At 44.7% G+C, this 16366-nt stretch carries 17 protein-coding genes; 5 read left to right on the plus strand and 12 right to left on the minus strand.

Annotated features, from left to right (window positions below; all coding sequences use genetic code 11):
- Window positions 1-6: 6 nt before the first annotated feature.
- From F0265_RS01965 to F0265_RS01975, 3 genes are all read right to left on the minus strand, one after another.
- Window positions 7-738, minus strand: a complete 732-nt coding sequence (locus F0265_RS01965) for a GntR family transcriptional regulator (RefSeq protein WP_065742474.1) — start codon at window positions 736-738, stop codon at window positions 7-9.
- A gap of 223 nt (window positions 739-961) precedes the next feature.
- Window positions 962-1381, minus strand: a complete 420-nt coding sequence (locus F0265_RS01970; protein ID WP_171747548.1) for a DUF2850 domain-containing protein — start codon at window positions 1379-1381, stop codon at window positions 962-964.
- 463 nt (window positions 1382-1844) lie between these two features.
- Window positions 1845-2486 (minus strand): class I SAM-dependent methyltransferase, encoded by a 642-nt coding sequence (locus tag F0265_RS01975; RefSeq protein ID WP_171747549.1) that lies wholly within the window; start codon window positions 2484-2486, stop codon window positions 1845-1847.
- Window positions 2487-2555: 69 nt separating this feature from the next.
- Here F0265_RS01975 and F0265_RS01980 point away from each other — a divergent pair, with 69 nt between their 5' ends.
- Window positions 2556-3524, plus strand: a complete 969-nt coding sequence (locus F0265_RS01980; protein ID WP_253809273.1) for a LysR family transcriptional regulator — start codon at window positions 2556-2558, stop codon at window positions 3522-3524.
- A 159-nt stretch (window positions 3525-3683) separates the two neighbouring features.
- Here the strand turns inward: F0265_RS01980 and F0265_RS01985 are convergent, their stop codons facing one another.
- The 4 genes from F0265_RS01985 to F0265_RS02000 all read right to left on the minus strand — a co-directional run bounded on the left by F0265_RS01985 (window position 3684) and on the right by F0265_RS02000 (window position 5917).
- Entirely contained in the window at window positions 3684-4526 is an 843-nt protein-coding gene (locus F0265_RS01985; protein WP_171747550.1) for an AraC family transcriptional regulator, read from the minus strand.
- A 443-nt stretch (window positions 4527-4969) separates the two neighbouring features.
- On the minus strand, window positions 4970-5170 hold the full coding sequence (locus tag F0265_RS01990) for a hypothetical protein (RefSeq protein WP_065742952.1): 201 nt from the start codon (window positions 5168-5170) through the stop codon (window positions 4970-4972).
- 7 nt (window positions 5171-5177) lie between these two features.
- Window positions 5178-5324: a hypothetical protein gene (locus tag F0265_RS01995; RefSeq protein ID WP_155773271.1), complete on the minus strand. Its 147-nt coding sequence runs from the start codon at window positions 5322-5324 to the stop codon at window positions 5178-5180.
- Between the two features lie 380 nt (window positions 5325-5704).
- Entirely contained in the window at window positions 5705-5917 is a 213-nt protein-coding gene (locus F0265_RS02000; protein ID WP_065742477.1) for a cold-shock protein, read from the minus strand.
- A 479-nt stretch (window positions 5918-6396) separates the two neighbouring features.
- On the opposite strand from F0265_RS02000, the gene F0265_RS02005 reads away from it, so the two are divergent.
- A complete protein-coding gene (locus F0265_RS02005; RefSeq protein WP_065742478.1) occupies window positions 6397-6756 on the plus strand; it encodes a YciI family protein in 360 nt (119 codons plus the stop codon).
- Between the two features lie 3 nt (window positions 6757-6759).
- Window positions 6760-7989, plus strand: coding sequence for a sigma-70 family RNA polymerase sigma factor (locus F0265_RS02010; protein WP_171747551.1), 1230 nt, complete (start codon window positions 6760-6762; stop codon window positions 7987-7989).
- A gap of 150 nt (window positions 7990-8139) precedes the next feature.
- On the opposite strand, the gene F0265_RS02015 is transcribed toward F0265_RS02010, so the two are convergent.
- Window positions 8140-8505: a helix-turn-helix domain-containing protein gene (locus F0265_RS02015; RefSeq protein ID WP_171747552.1), complete on the minus strand. Its 366-nt coding sequence runs from the start codon at window positions 8503-8505 to the stop codon at window positions 8140-8142.
- 238 nt (window positions 8506-8743) lie between these two features.
- On the opposite strand from F0265_RS02015, the gene F0265_RS02020 reads away from it, so the two are divergent.
- Window positions 8744-9271: an EthD domain-containing protein gene (locus tag F0265_RS02020; RefSeq protein WP_171747553.1), complete on the plus strand. Its 528-nt coding sequence runs from the start codon at window positions 8744-8746 to the stop codon at window positions 9269-9271.
- A gap of 257 nt (window positions 9272-9528) precedes the next feature.
- Here F0265_RS02020 and F0265_RS02025 read toward each other — a convergent pair whose 3' ends face one another.
- From F0265_RS02025 to F0265_RS02035, 3 genes are all read right to left on the minus strand, one after another.
- Window positions 9529-10959: an amidohydrolase gene (locus F0265_RS02025; RefSeq protein WP_171747554.1), complete on the minus strand. Its 1431-nt coding sequence runs from the start codon at window positions 10957-10959 to the stop codon at window positions 9529-9531.
- A 233-nt stretch (window positions 10960-11192) separates the two neighbouring features.
- On the minus strand, window positions 11193-12773 hold the full coding sequence (locus tag F0265_RS02030) for a S8 family peptidase (RefSeq protein WP_171747555.1): 1581 nt from the start codon (window positions 12771-12773) through the stop codon (window positions 11193-11195).
- 344 nt (window positions 12774-13117) lie between these two features.
- The gene (locus F0265_RS02035) at window positions 13118-13636 is read right to left on the minus strand and encodes a cysteine hydrolase family protein (protein WP_045986407.1); all 519 of its coding nucleotides are present in this window, start codon (window positions 13634-13636) and stop codon (window positions 13118-13120) included.
- Between the two features lie 106 nt (window positions 13637-13742).
- Between F0265_RS02035 and F0265_RS02040 the strand changes: the two genes are divergently transcribed.
- Window positions 13743-14660 (plus strand): helix-turn-helix domain-containing protein, encoded by a 918-nt coding sequence (locus tag F0265_RS02040; RefSeq protein WP_065742486.1) that lies wholly within the window; start codon window positions 13743-13745, stop codon window positions 14658-14660.
- Window positions 14661-14704: 44 nt separating this feature from the next.
- On the opposite strand, the gene F0265_RS02045 is transcribed toward F0265_RS02040, so the two are convergent.
- On the minus strand, window positions 14705-16366 hold the full coding sequence (locus F0265_RS02045; RefSeq protein ID WP_065742487.1) for a methyl-accepting chemotaxis protein: 1662 nt from the start codon (window positions 16364-16366) through the stop codon (window positions 14705-14707).

A 16366-nucleotide genomic window follows, 5' to 3' on the forward strand; every position in this document is an offset into this window, starting at 1 on the left:
AGTGGATTATTTGCTTTTCAGTAGGTCGGAGAACACGACATGCAGGTCGTTTGAAGCGGCATTGCTATCAAGGTTTAGCTTGGAGCGAATGTGAGACAAGTGCTCCTCCATCAGGCAGATTGCTTGTTCGGTATCGCCAGATTCAATCGTATCTAGCAACTGAGTATGCTCATCCTGAGAACAGTTTGAATGGTTGCCAGTTTCATACTGAGCAATCAGCAGTGACGTTTGCGACACTAAGCTTCTCTGGAACGCGAGCAGTGGGGCGTTGTTCGCCATCTCGGCCAGCTTAATGTGGAATTCACCAGACAGTCGAAGCCCTTTACCGTAATCACCGTTATCGAAAGCTTCGTTTTCTTTCTCTACCAAACGTCGGCACTCGTCTATCTTAGCGGTGGTGGCATGTTCAACGGCGAGCTCAATAATAGCAAGCTCCATGACTTCACGCGCTTTGATGATTTGCTTGGCTTCTTCCTTGGTCGGTGCAGACACCATTGCACCGCGGTTTGGCCTGATGCTGACCACCTGTTCCATCGACAATCGGAGCAAAGCTCGGCGTATGATGGTTCGACTAACACTGAAGATCTCAGCCAAAGCTTCTTCATTCAGCTTGGTCGCAGGTGGCAACCGTTGTTCAAGTATCGCATCGAAGATGTGGCAATAGACCACGTCATCCTGCGTTTGACCGGCGACTTTTGTTTTAATGTTTTTCGCCACAGAATTTTTTAGATTTGCCATAGGCGGCTTGTCACCCTCAACCTATTTATTTCCCTGATAAAACAATGATACTTCACTTTGTATACACGTGGCTAGCATTGGCATGTCAGGCAAGCACAGAAGTGAAACCTAAAGCGCAAAATTCCACCCATTTTTCTAGCGTGATTGTTAATAAAGTGTTTTGTTCAGCACTGCTGATATTCAGAGAGTTGCTGTGCACTTTCAACTAGCGTATCCCACCAAATTATCCTTGTTTCTGTATGCGGTAGATAGGCTGATAGTTGCTTCCATTCATTAAGCGCATTTCTGTGTATTCGTCATTGAGCATTTTAAACCGCCACAGTTGTTTACCACGGTGGAACTCAAGGTAATTGCCGTCAAAGTGCAATTGTGTCGTAACAAACCCTCGACCAAAAGAAACGCCGTGTTGGTTTATGTTCATAGTCGATGCGGTGTAGGACGGTACGAATTGCTCAACCCACGTACCGTAGATAATGTGTGTAGCTGGCGTTCGCCATTTAGAAATGATCACACCTGAGAGATACACCACCAAGACTGAGGCAATGATAGTTAATACGGTAAGGGACGAAATCCCCCAACTGTGTTCTAGCCAACTTGAGAACTTAATGCGAATCGCTGTGCTCACACCTTTCAGAGTGCCCATCAACTATCCCCTTTAATCAATCTGTACAATTCAGTCATATCGAGAAACTACGTTAGAGTTAATGGGAAATATGAAGTGGTTTGTCATAAAAAAAGCGCCCTAAAAAAGGCGCGTCACAAATCAAAAATAATAAGCGAATACGAAGTTAAAACTAACCTCTTCAAACGTAATAGCAGTTGTCTGATCGTCAAAACACAATAATGTTTAAGGCAATCAAAAGGGTCGCTAGCCCTCGTAGTGGGTACACCGAGATAGATTTGTGTCGACCACCACGAAAAGGCTAGCGTAGTGCTGGGGTAACTTGGGGGAACCTCAGCACTCAGAGAATAGTAACAACTTCCTAATCGCATTTCTTGAAGCTATTTTCTTACAAAAATGAGTGAGTTAGAGGGGAGTTATGTCAGGTGTGGTGCTTATCTTTTATATATTCTAACCCTAACTTGTCTGACTGTATGTAACGGCTCTAAGACAATTTCTTTGCGACAATAAAATAGCTAGACGCTCCTTTATATATTTCTTCGGATGCAACTGTCTGGAAACGACTTGTTTTTATTAAGTTATCCAAATCCGAGCTTTTGTATCTTCTTATTGTGATAGGGATTAGTCCGAGTCTCGAAAGGCCTCTGACGAGATAAATCTGCATGCTAACTAACAGGGACTTTCTGCCACCTAAACACGGTGTGGTCGAAATCAATAACCCATTCGGCTTTAGTAATTCATATATTCTCTGAACGACATGGTGTGGGCTATCTACTGTATGTAACATATTGAAAGCGAAGATCACGTCAAACGACTCCCGCTTGTATCTGCTGTCAAAAATGGTTGTCTGGGCAAATTTGACGTTTTTGATATTGCTATTGGCTGCTTTAGCTTTCGAAACTTCAATCATTTTTGACGATATATCAATAGCATGTATTTCCTTAACCTTGCCAGAAAGCTCACATGATTTTGTCCCTGTTCCACATCCGTAATCCAATACAACATAACTAGGATCAAGGTACTTACTTGTGTTTTCTCTGGTCTTGTTATGGATGTATTCGAAACGTTTTTCAGATTTATCGTAGTCCTTTGAAGCTTTATCCCAGAACACTTTTGCTTTGCTCATTGTCTGCACCTTGTGAGTGTTGAAGATATTGCATTGCGTGTTCGGAACAACATGCAATGATCAAAATTGATGGACGTTCAGAATTGTATCAATGCTAATATGAATAGATATAAGCAAAAATGCATGAATGGTATTCATATGGGAATAGATTGGAAGGCAGTAGACTTTGACTGGAACTGCGCCAGAGCCTTCTTAGCGACTGCTGAACTCGGTTCCTTATCAGCAGCGGCAAAGGTATTAAACAGCTCTCAGTCTACGTTGAGTAGGCAGGTGAGTGCATTGGAGAAACAACTTAAGGTTGTTTTGTTTGAACGTGTTGGCAAAGGGTTGGAGTTGACACCTAGTGGCATTGAGTTGGTCGAATGTGTAAAAAACATGAGCAATGCAGCCTCTCATTTATCCCTCGTAGCTTCAGGGAAATCAGAATCGCTAGAGGGAGTGGTGTGCATTAGTGCGTCCGAAATAATGGCGGTGTACGAACTGCCAATTCTCATTTCAAAACTGCGAAGTCTTGAGCCCAAAATCACCATTGAACTCGTTGCATCTAATGAGACTAGTGATCTGAAAAGAAGAGAAGCAGATATCGCTCTAAGATCCTACAGGCCAACTCAACCTGACTTAATTGCCAAGAAAATTAGGAATGATGATTTTTTCCTCTGTGCGACGTCTAGTTACCTAGAATCAGTTGGAGAGCCCAGTACTTTGGCTGATTTTAATAACCTTGATTTTATAGGGCCTCCAGACTCGCAAAAGGTAGTTTCGATGTTGAATCAGCGTGGCCTAGATTTAACATCAGAAAGCTTTGCTGTTACAGCAAGCAATTATGCCGTTTATTGGGAGTTAGTTAAGCATGGCGTTGGCATTGGGTTTGTTCATGACAACCTAGTTAAAACAGAAGATATGGTGGAAAAAGTACTGCCTGAAATAGGTCCATTCACAAGTGAACTTTGGCTTGTTACTCATCGTGAGCTAAGAACAAACAGACGAATTCAATATGTCTTTGAGTTTTTGAGTAAAGAGTTGTCAATCTATTGTTAGCGCAAGCGGATTCATGAGAGATATTCACTATATCCACGGGTTGAAAGGGGTCTTCCAATGTAAAAGGCTCCTTGCCCAATAAGATCGAGGAATGAAACCTAATTGTTGGACAGACATGAGCCAGTCGAAGTTAGACTGGCTTGAAGTAAGACAACTTGGTCATCTAATCGGAATGTAGATTTCGGTTTTTAAGTTCTCTGGCTTGGTTCGTCTTGGATCCCGGTTTTGATAAACCTCGAAACATGGATCCTCTCGTAGCTTGAAGCCACTATCTGGTAGCCACTTTAGGAGTAAATAGCTATAGGCTTCAGATAGTTTCTCGTAGGCTCCTTTATGTAACACCATTGCATATTTTCCGCCCACAATCGTCTTACGTTCTATCCCATCTGGTAAGTCCATCTCAGTAAAAATCGTTGCGCAGGCGTCGTAACGAATGTTGTCTACATGAGTAATATTCGGATCGTCGTGGCTTATTCCCATCGTTATGGTCTCAGGTTTAATTAGACGATTACCATAAACAAACGGCATCAGTTTCTCCCATGCCATTGTTGCCGCATCGCTATATTTTCCACTGCCTCTGGAATATAGAACTTCCACTGGTTTGCGATCTACCACTTTTACGTTCATCTTGATGCCCTCAAAATTAGTCAATTGATACTCTTTTAATGCTGGAACTGTCTTTTGATAACGGATGTCCGACGGAGTACAAGAAAACTGTTTGCGCATCGCCTTATTGAAAGAGGCTTGGTTTTCATAGCCACAAGCAAAAGCAATTTCAGTCACGCTCTCATTCCCATAGGCTAGACTTCGTGCTGCCCTTTCTAAAAGCAGGCGTTTACGCATCGCATAAACTCCCTCCCCATAGCAAGCGCGGAACAAGTGATGAAAATGGTATTTTGAGAAGTGAAACTTTGATAGTAGCTCTTCAATAACCAAATGCTGATCAAGATGAGATTCTATATGCCTTACGACCTTCTCTAATCTTGCATAGTTGTTTTGCATTGTTTCTCCATCCGTCATGCTTCGACACAAGTAATGTCCCATATGACGACACAAATTAATTTTCCATTATTGCTAATTTTAGAGAAGTAGCCCCGGTTCAAGAATGACTTAGCCCCAACCCCATAAACACACTATCAGAATAAGAAAACGTATCGGAGAAAGGCAGGTTTTAGTTTTCTAAAAGCATTTCCATATCAAAGTTAACAAGAGTGAAACCTTGCCGATGTAACTCATATTGACCTCCTTTTAAGTGCTACGGGTCAGTATTGAGTTTGGCTATCAATAGGAATGTTTGGGTAAGTAGCAAGTGATAAGAAATGAGCGCTCTTATCGCTGAAAGTAAAAGTTGGTACGAACGAGTAAAAACTGAGTTTGAGTAAGAGAGTTGTCTCTCTGTCAGGCAAGATACTGCAATATGAGTTTATTCATAAGCAGGGCTAGGGTTAATTTGAGTTTATGAACCGTTCAGCACTAGCAAACAGCCTATCACAGTTTTTTTTCTGTTTGGTATGCTCAGGAGTGCCTTCGGTCATTGAATCAAGAATTTCTTTAGCTTTGTGATATTCAGCCACCATAAGAGAAAACTTCTCTTCAAAGTTACTCTTTCGAATTTTATTACTTGATTTCTTTGCTGGTTTTCTCATTTTCATCTCATAGGTCCCATAATTTTTTCTGCTCACGTTCTAATAGAATATCCTCGATTTTCTTTCTTATCTCATGGATGGTTTCTTTACGATCGCCGTTTTCATTACTCTCGACAACTTCTGCTTTCAACTTACGAACCGCTGTTTTTTTCAAAGGCTAATCTCCTCGGCCTACAAAGATATAAAAATGTCCTAAGACGATATCTTGTGAATCTCTTATTTCCCCAGAATTTTCAGACTCACAAAACAAAAATTTCAGGTTTAAGCAGTGAGTATTTGCTCTGGGAAGGATATGACGTTTCAAAACATCGCTGTTTAGCTGATTTATGGTCGCTGACCAAGAGGTATTTTTGTGATAAAGATAATATTTAATTTGGTACAATTAACTGTTGCTCTTAAGGTACTTTTTCTCACGCAAAACATAGTACCAATATTTTTTTCGGTTGGTTCTTCGAATCATTTCACTCCTTAATAAGTGCTAAAATGGAGAGATCTCACCGTAACTAGGAAGTCAGTAAGATCTCACCAGAATGCTTACAATACAGTAACGTTAGCTGCTTGTGGGCCTTTGCCACCTTGCTCTACGTTAAACGAAACTTTTTGGCCTTCCGCTAGTGTTTTGAAGCCATCGCTGGTAATTGATCTGAAATGAACAAATACATCAGCAGTGCCATTATCTGGTGCGATAAATCCAAAGCCTTTTGTTTCGTTAAACCATTTTACTGAGCCAGTTGTTTTATTTGACATGCATATCTCGATAGATTGATTGAGTTAAAAAGAGAGCTACTAAATAAGGAATGAAGAAAAAGGTATCGCAGGATAGATATGATGAATCAAATCGAAAGAGAACTGAGAAGATCTTGAACTAAATAAGTTATCAATAGCTCACTGTTTGAGCTGCTCGCTACTATACACTGTATGAACTAAATAGATATACATTTCTTCGTCTATTTTTTTTCAATATAAATCATGCAGTTACGCGGAGCTTTCTCTCTACCTTAATTTGGGAACCCAATAAGCTTTGGGCCAAAACCTTCTCAGACTTATCCCTGTCCTGTAAACCGAACACGTAAACGACATCCAGCACAAATCTCACCATTGGTGACTATTTAGCCTCCGTTCTACTGTACATTCACAAGGCTGAAAAAATTTTTGAGTGCGTGTCGAAAATGGCGCAGCGAAAACGTCCTTGAGTATGAAACAACAAAACCAGAAGGAAACTTAAGATGAAATACATGCTTTTGCTTTATGCTGCACCAGATCAAGAACCGGCGTTTGGTACCCCTGAGTTTGACAAAATGATGGAAGATTTTGCCCTTACCACTGAGACTTTCGAAAAGGATGGGGTATTTGTTGGCGGTGAGGGGTTGCAGGAGGTTGAAACAGCGACTTCACTGCGGATTAAGTCCGGTAAGGTGGAAACCATGGACGGCCCTTTTGCGGAAACGCGTGAACACTTGGGAGGGTACTATATCGTGGACGTTCCCGACTTGGACGCCGCACTGCGATGCGCAGAAATCATTCCTGTGGCTAAGTTTGGCACCGTCGAAGTCCGCCCTCTATTGGATTATAACGAAGTCGGTTAACGTATGAAAAACGCCTCTTCAAAAGCCATCGCGGTCAGTCATGTTGTTAATGATGTCTTAAGTAAAGACAGAGGGCGGCTTTTGGCGGGGCTTATTTCACGTCTTAATGATTTTCAATTAGCCGAGGATGCCTTACAGGAAGCATCGATGGCGGCATTGAAACACTGGGCTCGCTCTGGCCCACCTCATAACCCTGAAGCTTGGCTGCTAAGGGTGGGTTTGAACAAGGGTATAGACCACATTCGTCGAGCACAGCGAGAGCAACGTAAAGTGGGGGACCTTGCTGAGACTTTCACCGGTGGTAAAGAGCTTGATGTTCCCGAAATCATTCCGGACGAACGTCTACGCCTTATCTTTACCTGCTGTCATCCAGCCTTGGAAGAAAAGTCTCGTATCGCTTTGACCCTGCGTACGGTCTGCAATTTAACGACCAAGGAAATTGCCGCCGCTTTTCTTGATAGCGAGCAAACCATGGGGCAGCGATTGTATCGTGCCAAGGCTAAGATTAAAGCCAAAGGAATTCGGTTCTCAATCCCCGAAGCAGACAGATGGCATGACAGACAGGAGACGGTGTTAACAACCATCTATTTGATATTCACCACTGGCTATGTCATGGAAGAGGAGTGCCCGCGAACCCTATGCCAAGAGGGCATCTTTTTGGCCAGACTTCTCACGAAACTGCGACCGCATGAGCCGGAAATAGAAGGCGCACTGGCGTTAATGTTACTGACCGATGCGAGAAGCGCAGCTCGAATAAACGTAGATGGAGTCATGGTGCCTGTCGAAGAACAGGACACTGCGCTATGGCAGCAAAACAATATTGATGAAGCTCGCCACATCCTTTCCTCTGCCTTAGAAAGAAGACAACCCGGGCCGTTTCAGATTAAGGCAGCAATTGCAGACTGCCACATGATGCAGCCCAGCCCCGATTGGGTTCAGATGTTTCTGCTTTATCAATCGCTCTGGCGATTCGAGCCTACTCCGGTTGTCGCCTTGAACTGGGCAGTCGTGATGGCAGAGCTGGATCATACCGAACTTGCGCTTAAGAAGTTGGATGAATTAACAGAGGACCTTAAAGATTACCAACCTTGGTATGCAGCGCGGGCGCATATTCTCAGTAAGTTAGGGCAAAAAGCAGAGGCAAGCATTTTTTATAAACTGGCAATTGAGAAAGCACCAAGTGCCGCAACTCGTAAGTTTTTGGAGTTGAGATTACGAGAGCTCATACATTAATTTAGTCCCTCTTGGTTAACATGGTGTTGTCAAAAGTGAGTAGCTCATGCTAGCGAACTCACCTGATAATTTAGCCTTCACCTATCCACACCAGAGGTTAACCGTTTATGTGTTGAAATCGACAGCATTAACGCTTTAAAAAATGGATAGTTACTCTGCATTAGGATGCAACTGTTCATGATGGCGTTTGCTCCAGTCACACAGCATATCCATTATCGGTCTCAGTTCATCAGCGATGTCTGTGCTCGAATATTCAACCTTTGGCGGCACCTCAGCATAGACTTTACGTTCGACAAGACAATTTGACTCCAATTCACGTAACTGCTGCGTCAACATTTTCTGGGTAATCTTAGGAATACGCTTTCTAAGCTCGCCAAAGCGCAGCGTGTTATCTCTTAGGTGATACAAAATGATTACTTTCCATTTTCCGCCAATGACATCCATCGCGTTGGTTACTGGGCACTCCTGATTCTCAGTACAACCTTTATTGTCATATAACTCATTGTTTTTACTCATTAGTTACCTGCTGTATATCTAGTTTACAAACGGTGCGTACTTGAACTTAATATATCAAAACCTTATGGTATATAAAAGATACCAAGGGATAAAAAGTTCCTTTGAGTTATTTTTGTCTGTATGCGATTAAACATATCAGATATAGGTATCAAAACGCACAGTGCTGCTAAAAACGAAGCAGTGAATGATTTGTATAACGGGATTAATTCGATTACATCGAATCTGGAGAACACGAACAATGATTAAAGTACTACCTAACTTCAACAAGAACCTAACTCTGTTCAGCTTACTATTGCTGGCTTTGCTCGCACCTTCGATGAGTATGGCTGGTGGTGTTTCCTCAGCAACAGGGACGCCACAAAAACCGGTATCTGAAGAGGGGGCTGCAAAACCAATGGTTAAGATCAGCTACCTTATGAGCCGCAAGTCTGGAATGACTCGCCAAGAGTTTCTGGATTATTGGTCAAATCAACATCCAGCAGCGGGAGGTGAAGGTTCTTTTGAAGCTCTGGGCGTAAAACGATACATTCAGACCCACACCTTGGATATTCCTGAGCTTGAAGCCGTAGTAAGCGTGCGCACAGGTTTGCTTCCTGAATTTGATGGCGTCGCGGAAATTTGGGTCGAGCGAGAGTATCTTGAGAAAGAATGGCCGACAAAAAAGGTGCAAGACTTTATTAAGAAGTTTTATGCTGACGAGTTGAACTTCGTTGACTGGTCACGATCAACTATTTTGGTGTCGAAAGAATTGGTTTACATGCCTTAAAAGTCATTGAATTCACAAGAGGGTCTTGAGACTGGGTAAATTAATGAGTTTTCAGTTTAGAAGCCATGCTCTGCCCACACTTCATGCCTATCTATGAACTCCGATTAAGCCAGATGTTTATCGCATCTGGCTTTTTCTTTAAAACTGTCAACGTATTTTAGGAAAAGGCAAAGACTTTTGTTTCCAGTCGGATGTCGCTGGCATTAAAAAGAGGTAAAGAAGCCTCCCTGAACGGAAGACCCCTACTCAAAACCTGATTAATCCATCAGACTTTTGGATTTAATCGCTTTCTTGGCCAGTTCTTTGGCAAATTCATTGATATCTGCTTCGAAAGCTTCAACGCTCTGGCGAATGTCGTCTAGCTGCACGGTTTCCATTTCACGTTCATGCATGACGACTTGCCCGTTGACGATGGTGGTTGAAACATTGCTTGGGTTAGCTTGGTATACCAAGGTCGCGTACGGGTCATAGTTTGGCATCATGTTCGCAGACTGTGTTTCTACAATAATGATGTCCGCTTTTTTACCTTTCTCCAATGAACCTATCTGGTCTTCCATGTGCAGGGCTCTTGCGCCGCCGATGGTAGCCAGCTCGATGGTTTGCTGAGGAATCATGATGGTACGGTCGTTATGTTTGAGTCTTTGCATGTTGGCGGAGTAGCTTAGCGTGCGCCAGAGATCGACCTGATTCGAACTCATTGGCCCGTCTGTACCTAGCCCCATACGTATACCTGAGCGGTACATCTCCCATGCTGGGGCAATACCTGTTGCACCTTTGGCGTTGGCCATTGGGTTGTATGATACACCTGCATCAGCTTGTTTGATCAGTTGCTGATCTTGTTCTGACAGGTGGATGGCGTGAGCTAAAACGGTGCGTTTATCCAGTGCGCCAATCTGAGCTAGGTAATCAACCGGAGATTTGGCGTTGTGTTCTTCTTTGATGCGCTCCTGTTCATTCGGGAACTCGGCAACATGGATAAGCACAGGCACATCATGTTGTTTTGACAACTGATTGATTTGTTGAAGTTTTTCTTTGCTGACCGTGTAAACGGCGTGAGGTGCGTAAGCCGGAGTGATCAGCGGGTCGTTTTTGTATGTGTCGATAAAGTGTTCAGCGTATTCAATGCCACCATAGGGCTCTTTGGCATCTACGACGGGAAACTTAATCACGGTCTCACCTAATACCGCGCGCAGACCCACTTCTTTGGTCGCTTTGGCCATTTCATCCATGTGGTAATACATGTCTGCGTAGGTCGTTACGCCACTTTGCGCGAGATCGATAGTGCCGAGTTTAGTCGCATTATAAATCAGTTCTCGGCTGAGCTTTTCGCCCTCTAGGGGGAAGAAGTAGGCGAACAGGCGATTGGAAATCCCTTCTTCGCCAAGACCGCGAAAGGCAATCATCGGCAAATGGTTGTGGGCGTTGATAAAGCCGGGTAATACGATGCCATCATCAGCATCGATGGTTTGTTTAGCTTGATACTGATCAGCCAGTTCTTGCCCGCCAATCGCGACAATGGTGTCATCTTTAACGACAACGACACCATTGTCGATCACGTCCATGTCGGCGTTAATGGTCAGAACTTGGCCGTTGGTGATCATCAGGTCGACTTGGTTTTCTGGTGCAAGCTGAGCACAACTAGAGAGGAATGTTGCTGCGATAGCAATGGAGAGTGTTTGCTTTTTCATGGATGCCCTGAAGCCTCTTTGTTTTCGAAACGTATCGATAGCAAGAGGAAAAATTATCTGTATATAAAAAGCGCGCCAGCCTAACACCGAAATATGACAGTTTTAGGTCAGTGCAGTTACCGAATTGAGTAAAGTATCATGACGCGAAGCAAGAGGCTTGTCTGTGCTTAGTATCAAAAAATGCCAGTCAGCAAACGCTGACTGGCACTGTTGTTTAAGGATAAATTGGCGAGTTAGTAGCTAGCCTGAACGCTGACACCGCTAAAGCTCGTGTAGCCATTAAGCATCACGTAGTAGCGACCGTTTTGAGTGCTAGACACAGTACATGTTTCGCTGTTGCCGTAGCGATATGGGCGGCAGTCCCAAGAGCTGGTCGTTGGTTTGGCGCCAAAGCGAACATAGAGATCGGCATCACCCGAACCACCATTGATGTTGACAGTCAGTCTTTGGCCAGCAGTCACATCAATGTAGTAATGCTTCTGTTCACCACGGCTTCCACTAATACCTGTCACTGGTGTGCCATTAGTCAATTCACCATCTGGAGAAGGCGTGCCACAATCTGGGTCACAGCCACTGTCGGTTTGGCTGTATAGCAGTTTGTTCACAGTACCTTTAGTATCACTGACTTTGTTTGCGCTCGCGCGTTCGCTGATCAGCGTTGATACTTGAGCAGGTGACAGTGAGCTGTTTTCTTGTAGATACAGAGCCGCGACACCAGCTACGTGTGGCGTTGCCATGGATGTACCACTGATGGTGCGGTAGCCGCCATCGTACCAAGCCGATTTGATATCCGAACCTGGCGCAAATACGTCAACACAGCTACCCCAGTTAGAGAAACTTGAGCGGCTATCACTGCTGGTTGTTGAGCCTACCGTCACACCGCTAGACTCGCGTGCTGGTGAGGAGTTACAAGCGTCAGCGTTGGAGTTACCTGCTGCGAGCATAAAGCTGATGCCTGATTGAACTGCGCTGGCGACCGCTTGATCAAGTGCTGTTGAAACGCCACCACCCAAGCTCATGTTGGCTACTGATGGGCCAGAAGCGTTTGCTGCTACCCAATCAACACCGCCAATGACGCCCGACGTTGTACCTGAACCGCTACAACTTAGTACGCGCACCCCGACGATATTGACGTTTTTCGCCACACCGTATTGTGAGCCACCAATCGTACCCGCCACGTGGGTACCATGACCGTTACAGTCGGTTGCGTCACTATCGTTGTCGACGAAGTCATAACCTGATCTTGAGCGGCCACCAAACTCAACGTGAGTGTTTGTCACACCAGTATCGATCACGTACGCAGTCACACCTGAACCATCGTAGTTATAGGTGTAGCTGTTACTGAGTGGTAAATCACGTTGGTCGATTCGGTCTAATCCCCAAACTGGATTGGTTTGAGTCGCGTTGGCAGAGACAACAGGGTCAAGTGAAATGATTTGGTCTTGCTCAATGAAGTCAACTTGTTGATCGGCGCGCAGCGCTTTCAGCTGTTCAGCGGAGAGGGTCGCGACAAAACCACTTAACGAACGATCATAAACTTTATCGATCTTAAAGGCGTGCTGGCTAGCTAAGCCCGAAACGGTTTGCTGAGTAAATTGCTGAAGGGCTTGTTGGTCGTTACTCATCGTTAATGGCTGTTTTAGCACAACGATGTATTGGTTTTTAATCGCAGATTCTGCCGACGCCGTCATTAAAGGCGCAAGCATTTGATCCTCAGATGCAATGGCTCCTCCTTCGTTCTGTTGCGCAAGCCCCGAGGTTGAGATCACTGAAAGAGTCGAGGCGATACAACAACTTAATAATTTCTTAAACATACTGTCTTCCTTTGAATAGTAAAAGAGATTGTTGAACATGGCCTACTACAAACATCAAGCATGCAAAGTGGGTTCTCGTGGTTCAAAGAGAACCTGATTACAGATTTCACACTATGCATATATTCAATGTGTTGCATATTGTTGTTTTAGTTAGTCTATGAATCTGCGCGCGGTTTATAAAATTATTGAAATTGACTTATTACACTTTCTTGAATCGTGGGATGAGAGTCATAAATGAGAGCTTTTGCTCTATGTGGTGAAATCTACGTGCTAAAGCAATAGTGATTTATTTTGGATGAAGGGTTTGCAGAAGGCCTCTGTTAGATAAGAGGCCTTACTGAGGCTTAAATCAATTGCTCAGTGTTTATCAACGGAACACGTGTAGAGATGGCATGAAGGGCAATGTTATGAATCATTTCATCGGTGGTGGTGCAACAATCCGCCAGCACAGATACTTCATATTGCTCTGCTGCTTTGGAAATCGCAGTATGAGTCACGCAGTTTTGCGTCATCATGCCACAAATAATCAGTTCAGTTACCCCATGCTTTTTGAGCACATTGTCTAGCTCTGTTTGTTCAAAGCTGTCTGCGAAGGATTTAACCACAACATCCCCTTCTGGTGCACTCGCGAGAATCTCTGAGTGAATATCTGCGCCCGCACTGCCTTGATTGAAAAAGGGTGCGATACCCATAGCAGGGTCTGCAATATGCTGAATGTGAATAACGGGAATCTCTTTTTGTTGGGCTTTTTTAATCGCCGCTTTGATATTGGTTAACGTGTTCTCTGTGTTCCAAAGAGGGAATTTCCCGTTTGGAAAGTAGTCGTTTTGTAGATCGATGACGAGTAGTGCTTTCTGGCTCATTTTGTCTCTCCTGTTTGGTATCGTTCAAAGTAGAGTCATTATGGCGCTTTATTTTTAGGCTTTTTAGAGTCTAAAATGACATAAATGATGCTAAAAACGACATTGTATGCCTAAGATTAATATTGCCGTATTTAACTATCCTTTTGCTCTCAAATCGGCGGTGTTTGGTTTTGAAGAGCTTTTTCAGCTAGCCAACCGAGCATGTCGTGAGAATGAACTTGAGACGGAGTTTGAAGCGCATATTATTGATGCGTGTGACAGCTCTTCCAAGCAATTTGATGTCGTGCTACTTCCTCCTAGCATTGACGCTCAGTTCTATCGAAAACCAGACTCATCAACGCTTGAATGGCTGGTTGAGCAACACCGTCGTGGCAGTGTGATTGCGTCGGCGTGTGCTGGCGCGTTTATCTTGGCGGCATCAGGGATTAGTGGACAAAGGCCTCTGACCACCCATTGGGGGCTAGCTGCGGAGTTTAAGTTGCAGTATCCAACACAGCCTACCGAAATAAATCAGATTTTAATTGATCATGGCGATGTGATTACAGCGGGCGGTATGATGTCTTGGCTGGATCTTGGGCTGGAATTGGTCTCTCGGTATGCTTCACCACAAATCATGAGGCAGCTGGGCAAGATGTTGGTGATAGACACTGCGCCAAGAGAACAGAGGTTTTACCAGCAGTTCACGCCGTCATTCTCTCATGGTGATATTGCAATAGTTGAAAGTCAGCACAGAATCAGTGCTCACTTCTCTCAGACACTGTCGGTAAAACAATTGGCTGTTGAAGCAAACTTGACCGAAAGAACGTTTCAGCGTCGATTTATGAAAGCCACAGGAATGAATCCAAATCAGTATTTGCAGCGAGTGCGGGTGCAGAAGGCTTGTGATTACCTAGAAAGTTCGACTCGCTCTTTTGAGTGGATAAGCCACCAGGTAGGGTATGAAAACGCCAGCGCATGTCGAAAGGTATTCAGTCAGGTCATGGGGCTGACCCCAGGGGAATTTCGCCGGCGTTTTAGAAGATAAATAAAAAAGCCCGCAATCAATGCGGGCTTCTAGGGACTGAGCGCTTACACTTTAAATCGACCCACGAGATCGTACAGTTCATTGGCACGTTGGTTGAGCTCTTGGCTGCCCGAACGGTTTTCATTGGCCAGTTCAGCCGATTGTGAGCTCTGGTCTGAAATCACCACTATGCGCTGTGAAATTTCTTGGCCAACCAAGCTTTGCTCTTCGGTTGCGGTCGCGATGAGGGAGTTCATATCCATGATGGTGCCGATGGATTCCTGAATCTGAATCAGCGCCTGAGCCGCAGCGTTGGCTTCTTCTACTGTGCTGGCACCGCGTTTTTGGCTTGACTCCATCGCTCTTACCGCATCGTCCGACGCAGCTTTCAGTTGTTCAATCATTTGGTGAATCTCGCCAGTACTATCTTGGGTACGACTTGCCAGTTTACGCACTTCATCGGCTACAACCGCAAACCCACGACCCTGCTCACCAGCACGAGCGGCTTCAATGGCGGCGTTAAGTGCCAGCAAGTTGGTTTGCTCAGCAATATCTTGAATCACTTCCAACGAGGAGGAGATGTTTTGCACATCGCCTTCAAGACGGGAGATAACGCCATTCGCTTGAGAGACTTCCTCCGCCAGCGCTTCCACCGATTGCGCGGCAGAATTGACGATTCCCTGTGCTTCTTTGGCATTGTCGTCAGCTTCTTTGGCAGAATGCGCCGCTTGGCTGGCATTGTTTGAAATTTCGGATGCCGTGGTGGTCATCTCGGTCATCGCGGTTGCCACTTGCTCAGTCTCTTGACGTTGACCTGAGGCCAGCTCATCGACTTTCGCCGCGCGGCCTGACATGTCGCTGGTCTCGGAAACAACCTGTTGGCCTACATCGCTGACGCTTCGAATGATGGTTTGCAGGCTAGCGACAAAGGCATTGAAGTTTTTGCTGAGCTGGGAGAACTCAGGCGCTTTGAAATCTTCCATACGAGCAGTCAGGTCCGCATCGCCGCTGGCAAAAGAACTGATTGAAGCATCGAACATTTCCAATGGTTTGAGAATGGTTCGGTTAACGGCCACAGCGAAGGCGGCAACGATACCCGCGATGACGATACAGAATAAAATGATGGCAGAGAGGGTTTCCTGTAGCGCTTCTGTCGTGGTGCGTTCCATCTCTGCGATAATCGCATCGATGTCGTCGGTATAGAATCCAGTCCCTAACATCAGATCCCACTCAGGGATGAAGATGGAATAACTGAGTTTAGGTAGAGCTTCTGTTTCTCCCGGTTTAGGGAAGTAGTAAGTAGTAAATTCGCCGCTTTTAGCGTTGCGGATCAAATCCTGAATCAGATAATTGCCCTGCTTATCTTGAAGGTTCCAGAAACTGTCGCCAATGCCTTTGGTACTTTGCCCTTGGACTCTTCGGATGCCTTTTGAGTCATAGCCGAACACATAGCCGGTTTTGCCATACTCCAAAGTTTTGAGGGTCGGGTAGGCTTCTTCTAGGCTGGCTCCTCTGTCGAGAAAGGGTTGGATGGCAGATTTCGCCATTTGAAGATAATTACGCAGCTCCGCCTTTTTCATATTCATCATGTTAGTGCGGGTGACTTCGATTTGCTGATCATTGAGTTCGTTGGTTTTTACATAGGTAAAACCGAGCATACCCAGTGCGATTACTAGTAACGGAACAAGCGCCAAAATGTACAGGCGACTTCGAATAGTTAGACTCAT

It is taken from the genome of Vibrio sp. RE88, assembly GCF_013113835.1.
Classification (GTDB): Bacteria; Pseudomonadota; Gammaproteobacteria; order Enterobacterales; family Vibrionaceae; genus Vibrio.

What these genes read in the sequence shown, in the direction of transcription:
- F0265_RS02015 (WP_171747552.1), bottom strand. Translation starts at nt 8,505, where the DNA reads ATGAGTAAAAACAATGAGTTATATGACAATAAAGGTTGTACTGAGAAT.
- F0265_RS02040 (WP_065742486.1), top strand. Translation starts at nt 13,743, where the DNA reads ATGCCTAAGATTAATATTGCCGTATTTAACTATCCTTTTGCTCTCAAA.
- F0265_RS02020 (WP_171747553.1), top strand. Translation starts at nt 8,744, where the DNA reads ATGATTAAAGTACTACCTAACTTCAACAAGAACCTAACTCTGTTCAGC.
- F0265_RS01980 (WP_253809273.1), top strand. Translation starts at nt 2,556, where the DNA reads ATGGACGTTCAGAATTGTATCAATGCTAATATGAATAGATATAAGCAA.
- F0265_RS02035 (WP_045986407.1), bottom strand. Translation starts at nt 13,636, where the DNA reads ATGAGCCAGAAAGCACTACTCGTCATCGATCTACAAAACGACTACTTT.
- F0265_RS02010 (WP_171747551.1), top strand. Translation starts at nt 6,760, where the DNA reads ATGAAAAACGCCTCTTCAAAAGCCATCGCGGTCAGTCATGTTGTTAAT.
- F0265_RS01985 (WP_171747550.1), bottom strand. Translation starts at nt 4,526, where the DNA reads ATGCAAAACAACTATGCAAGATTAGAGAAGGTCGTAAGGCATATAGAA.
- F0265_RS02045 (WP_065742487.1), bottom strand. Translation starts at nt 16,366, where the DNA reads ATGAGTCTAACTATTCGAAGTCGCCTGTACATTTTGGCGCTTGTTCCG.
- F0265_RS02000 (WP_065742477.1), bottom strand. Translation starts at nt 5,917, where the DNA reads ATGTCAAATAAAACAACTGGCTCAGTAAAATGGTTTAACGAAACAAAA.
- F0265_RS02005 (WP_065742478.1), top strand. Translation starts at nt 6,397, where the DNA reads ATGAAATACATGCTTTTGCTTTATGCTGCACCAGATCAAGAACCGGCG.
- F0265_RS01975 (WP_171747549.1), bottom strand. Translation starts at nt 2,486, where the DNA reads ATGAGCAAAGCAAAAGTGTTCTGGGATAAAGCTTCAAAGGACTACGAT.
- F0265_RS01965 (WP_065742474.1), bottom strand. Translation starts at nt 738, where the DNA reads ATGGCAAATCTAAAAAATTCTGTGGCGAAAAACATTAAAACAAAAGTC.
- F0265_RS02025 (WP_171747554.1), bottom strand. Translation starts at nt 10,959, where the DNA reads ATGAAAAAGCAAACACTCTCCATTGCTATCGCAGCAACATTCCTCTCT.
- F0265_RS01990 (WP_065742952.1), bottom strand. Translation starts at nt 5,170, where the DNA reads ATGAGAAAACCAGCAAAGAAATCAAGTAATAAAATTCGAAAGAGTAAC.
- F0265_RS01970 (WP_171747548.1), bottom strand. Translation starts at nt 1,381, where the DNA reads ATGGGCACTCTGAAAGGTGTGAGCACAGCGATTCGCATTAAGTTCTCA.
- F0265_RS02030 (WP_171747555.1), bottom strand. Translation starts at nt 12,773, where the DNA reads ATGTTTAAGAAATTATTAAGTTGTTGTATCGCCTCGACTCTTTCAGTG.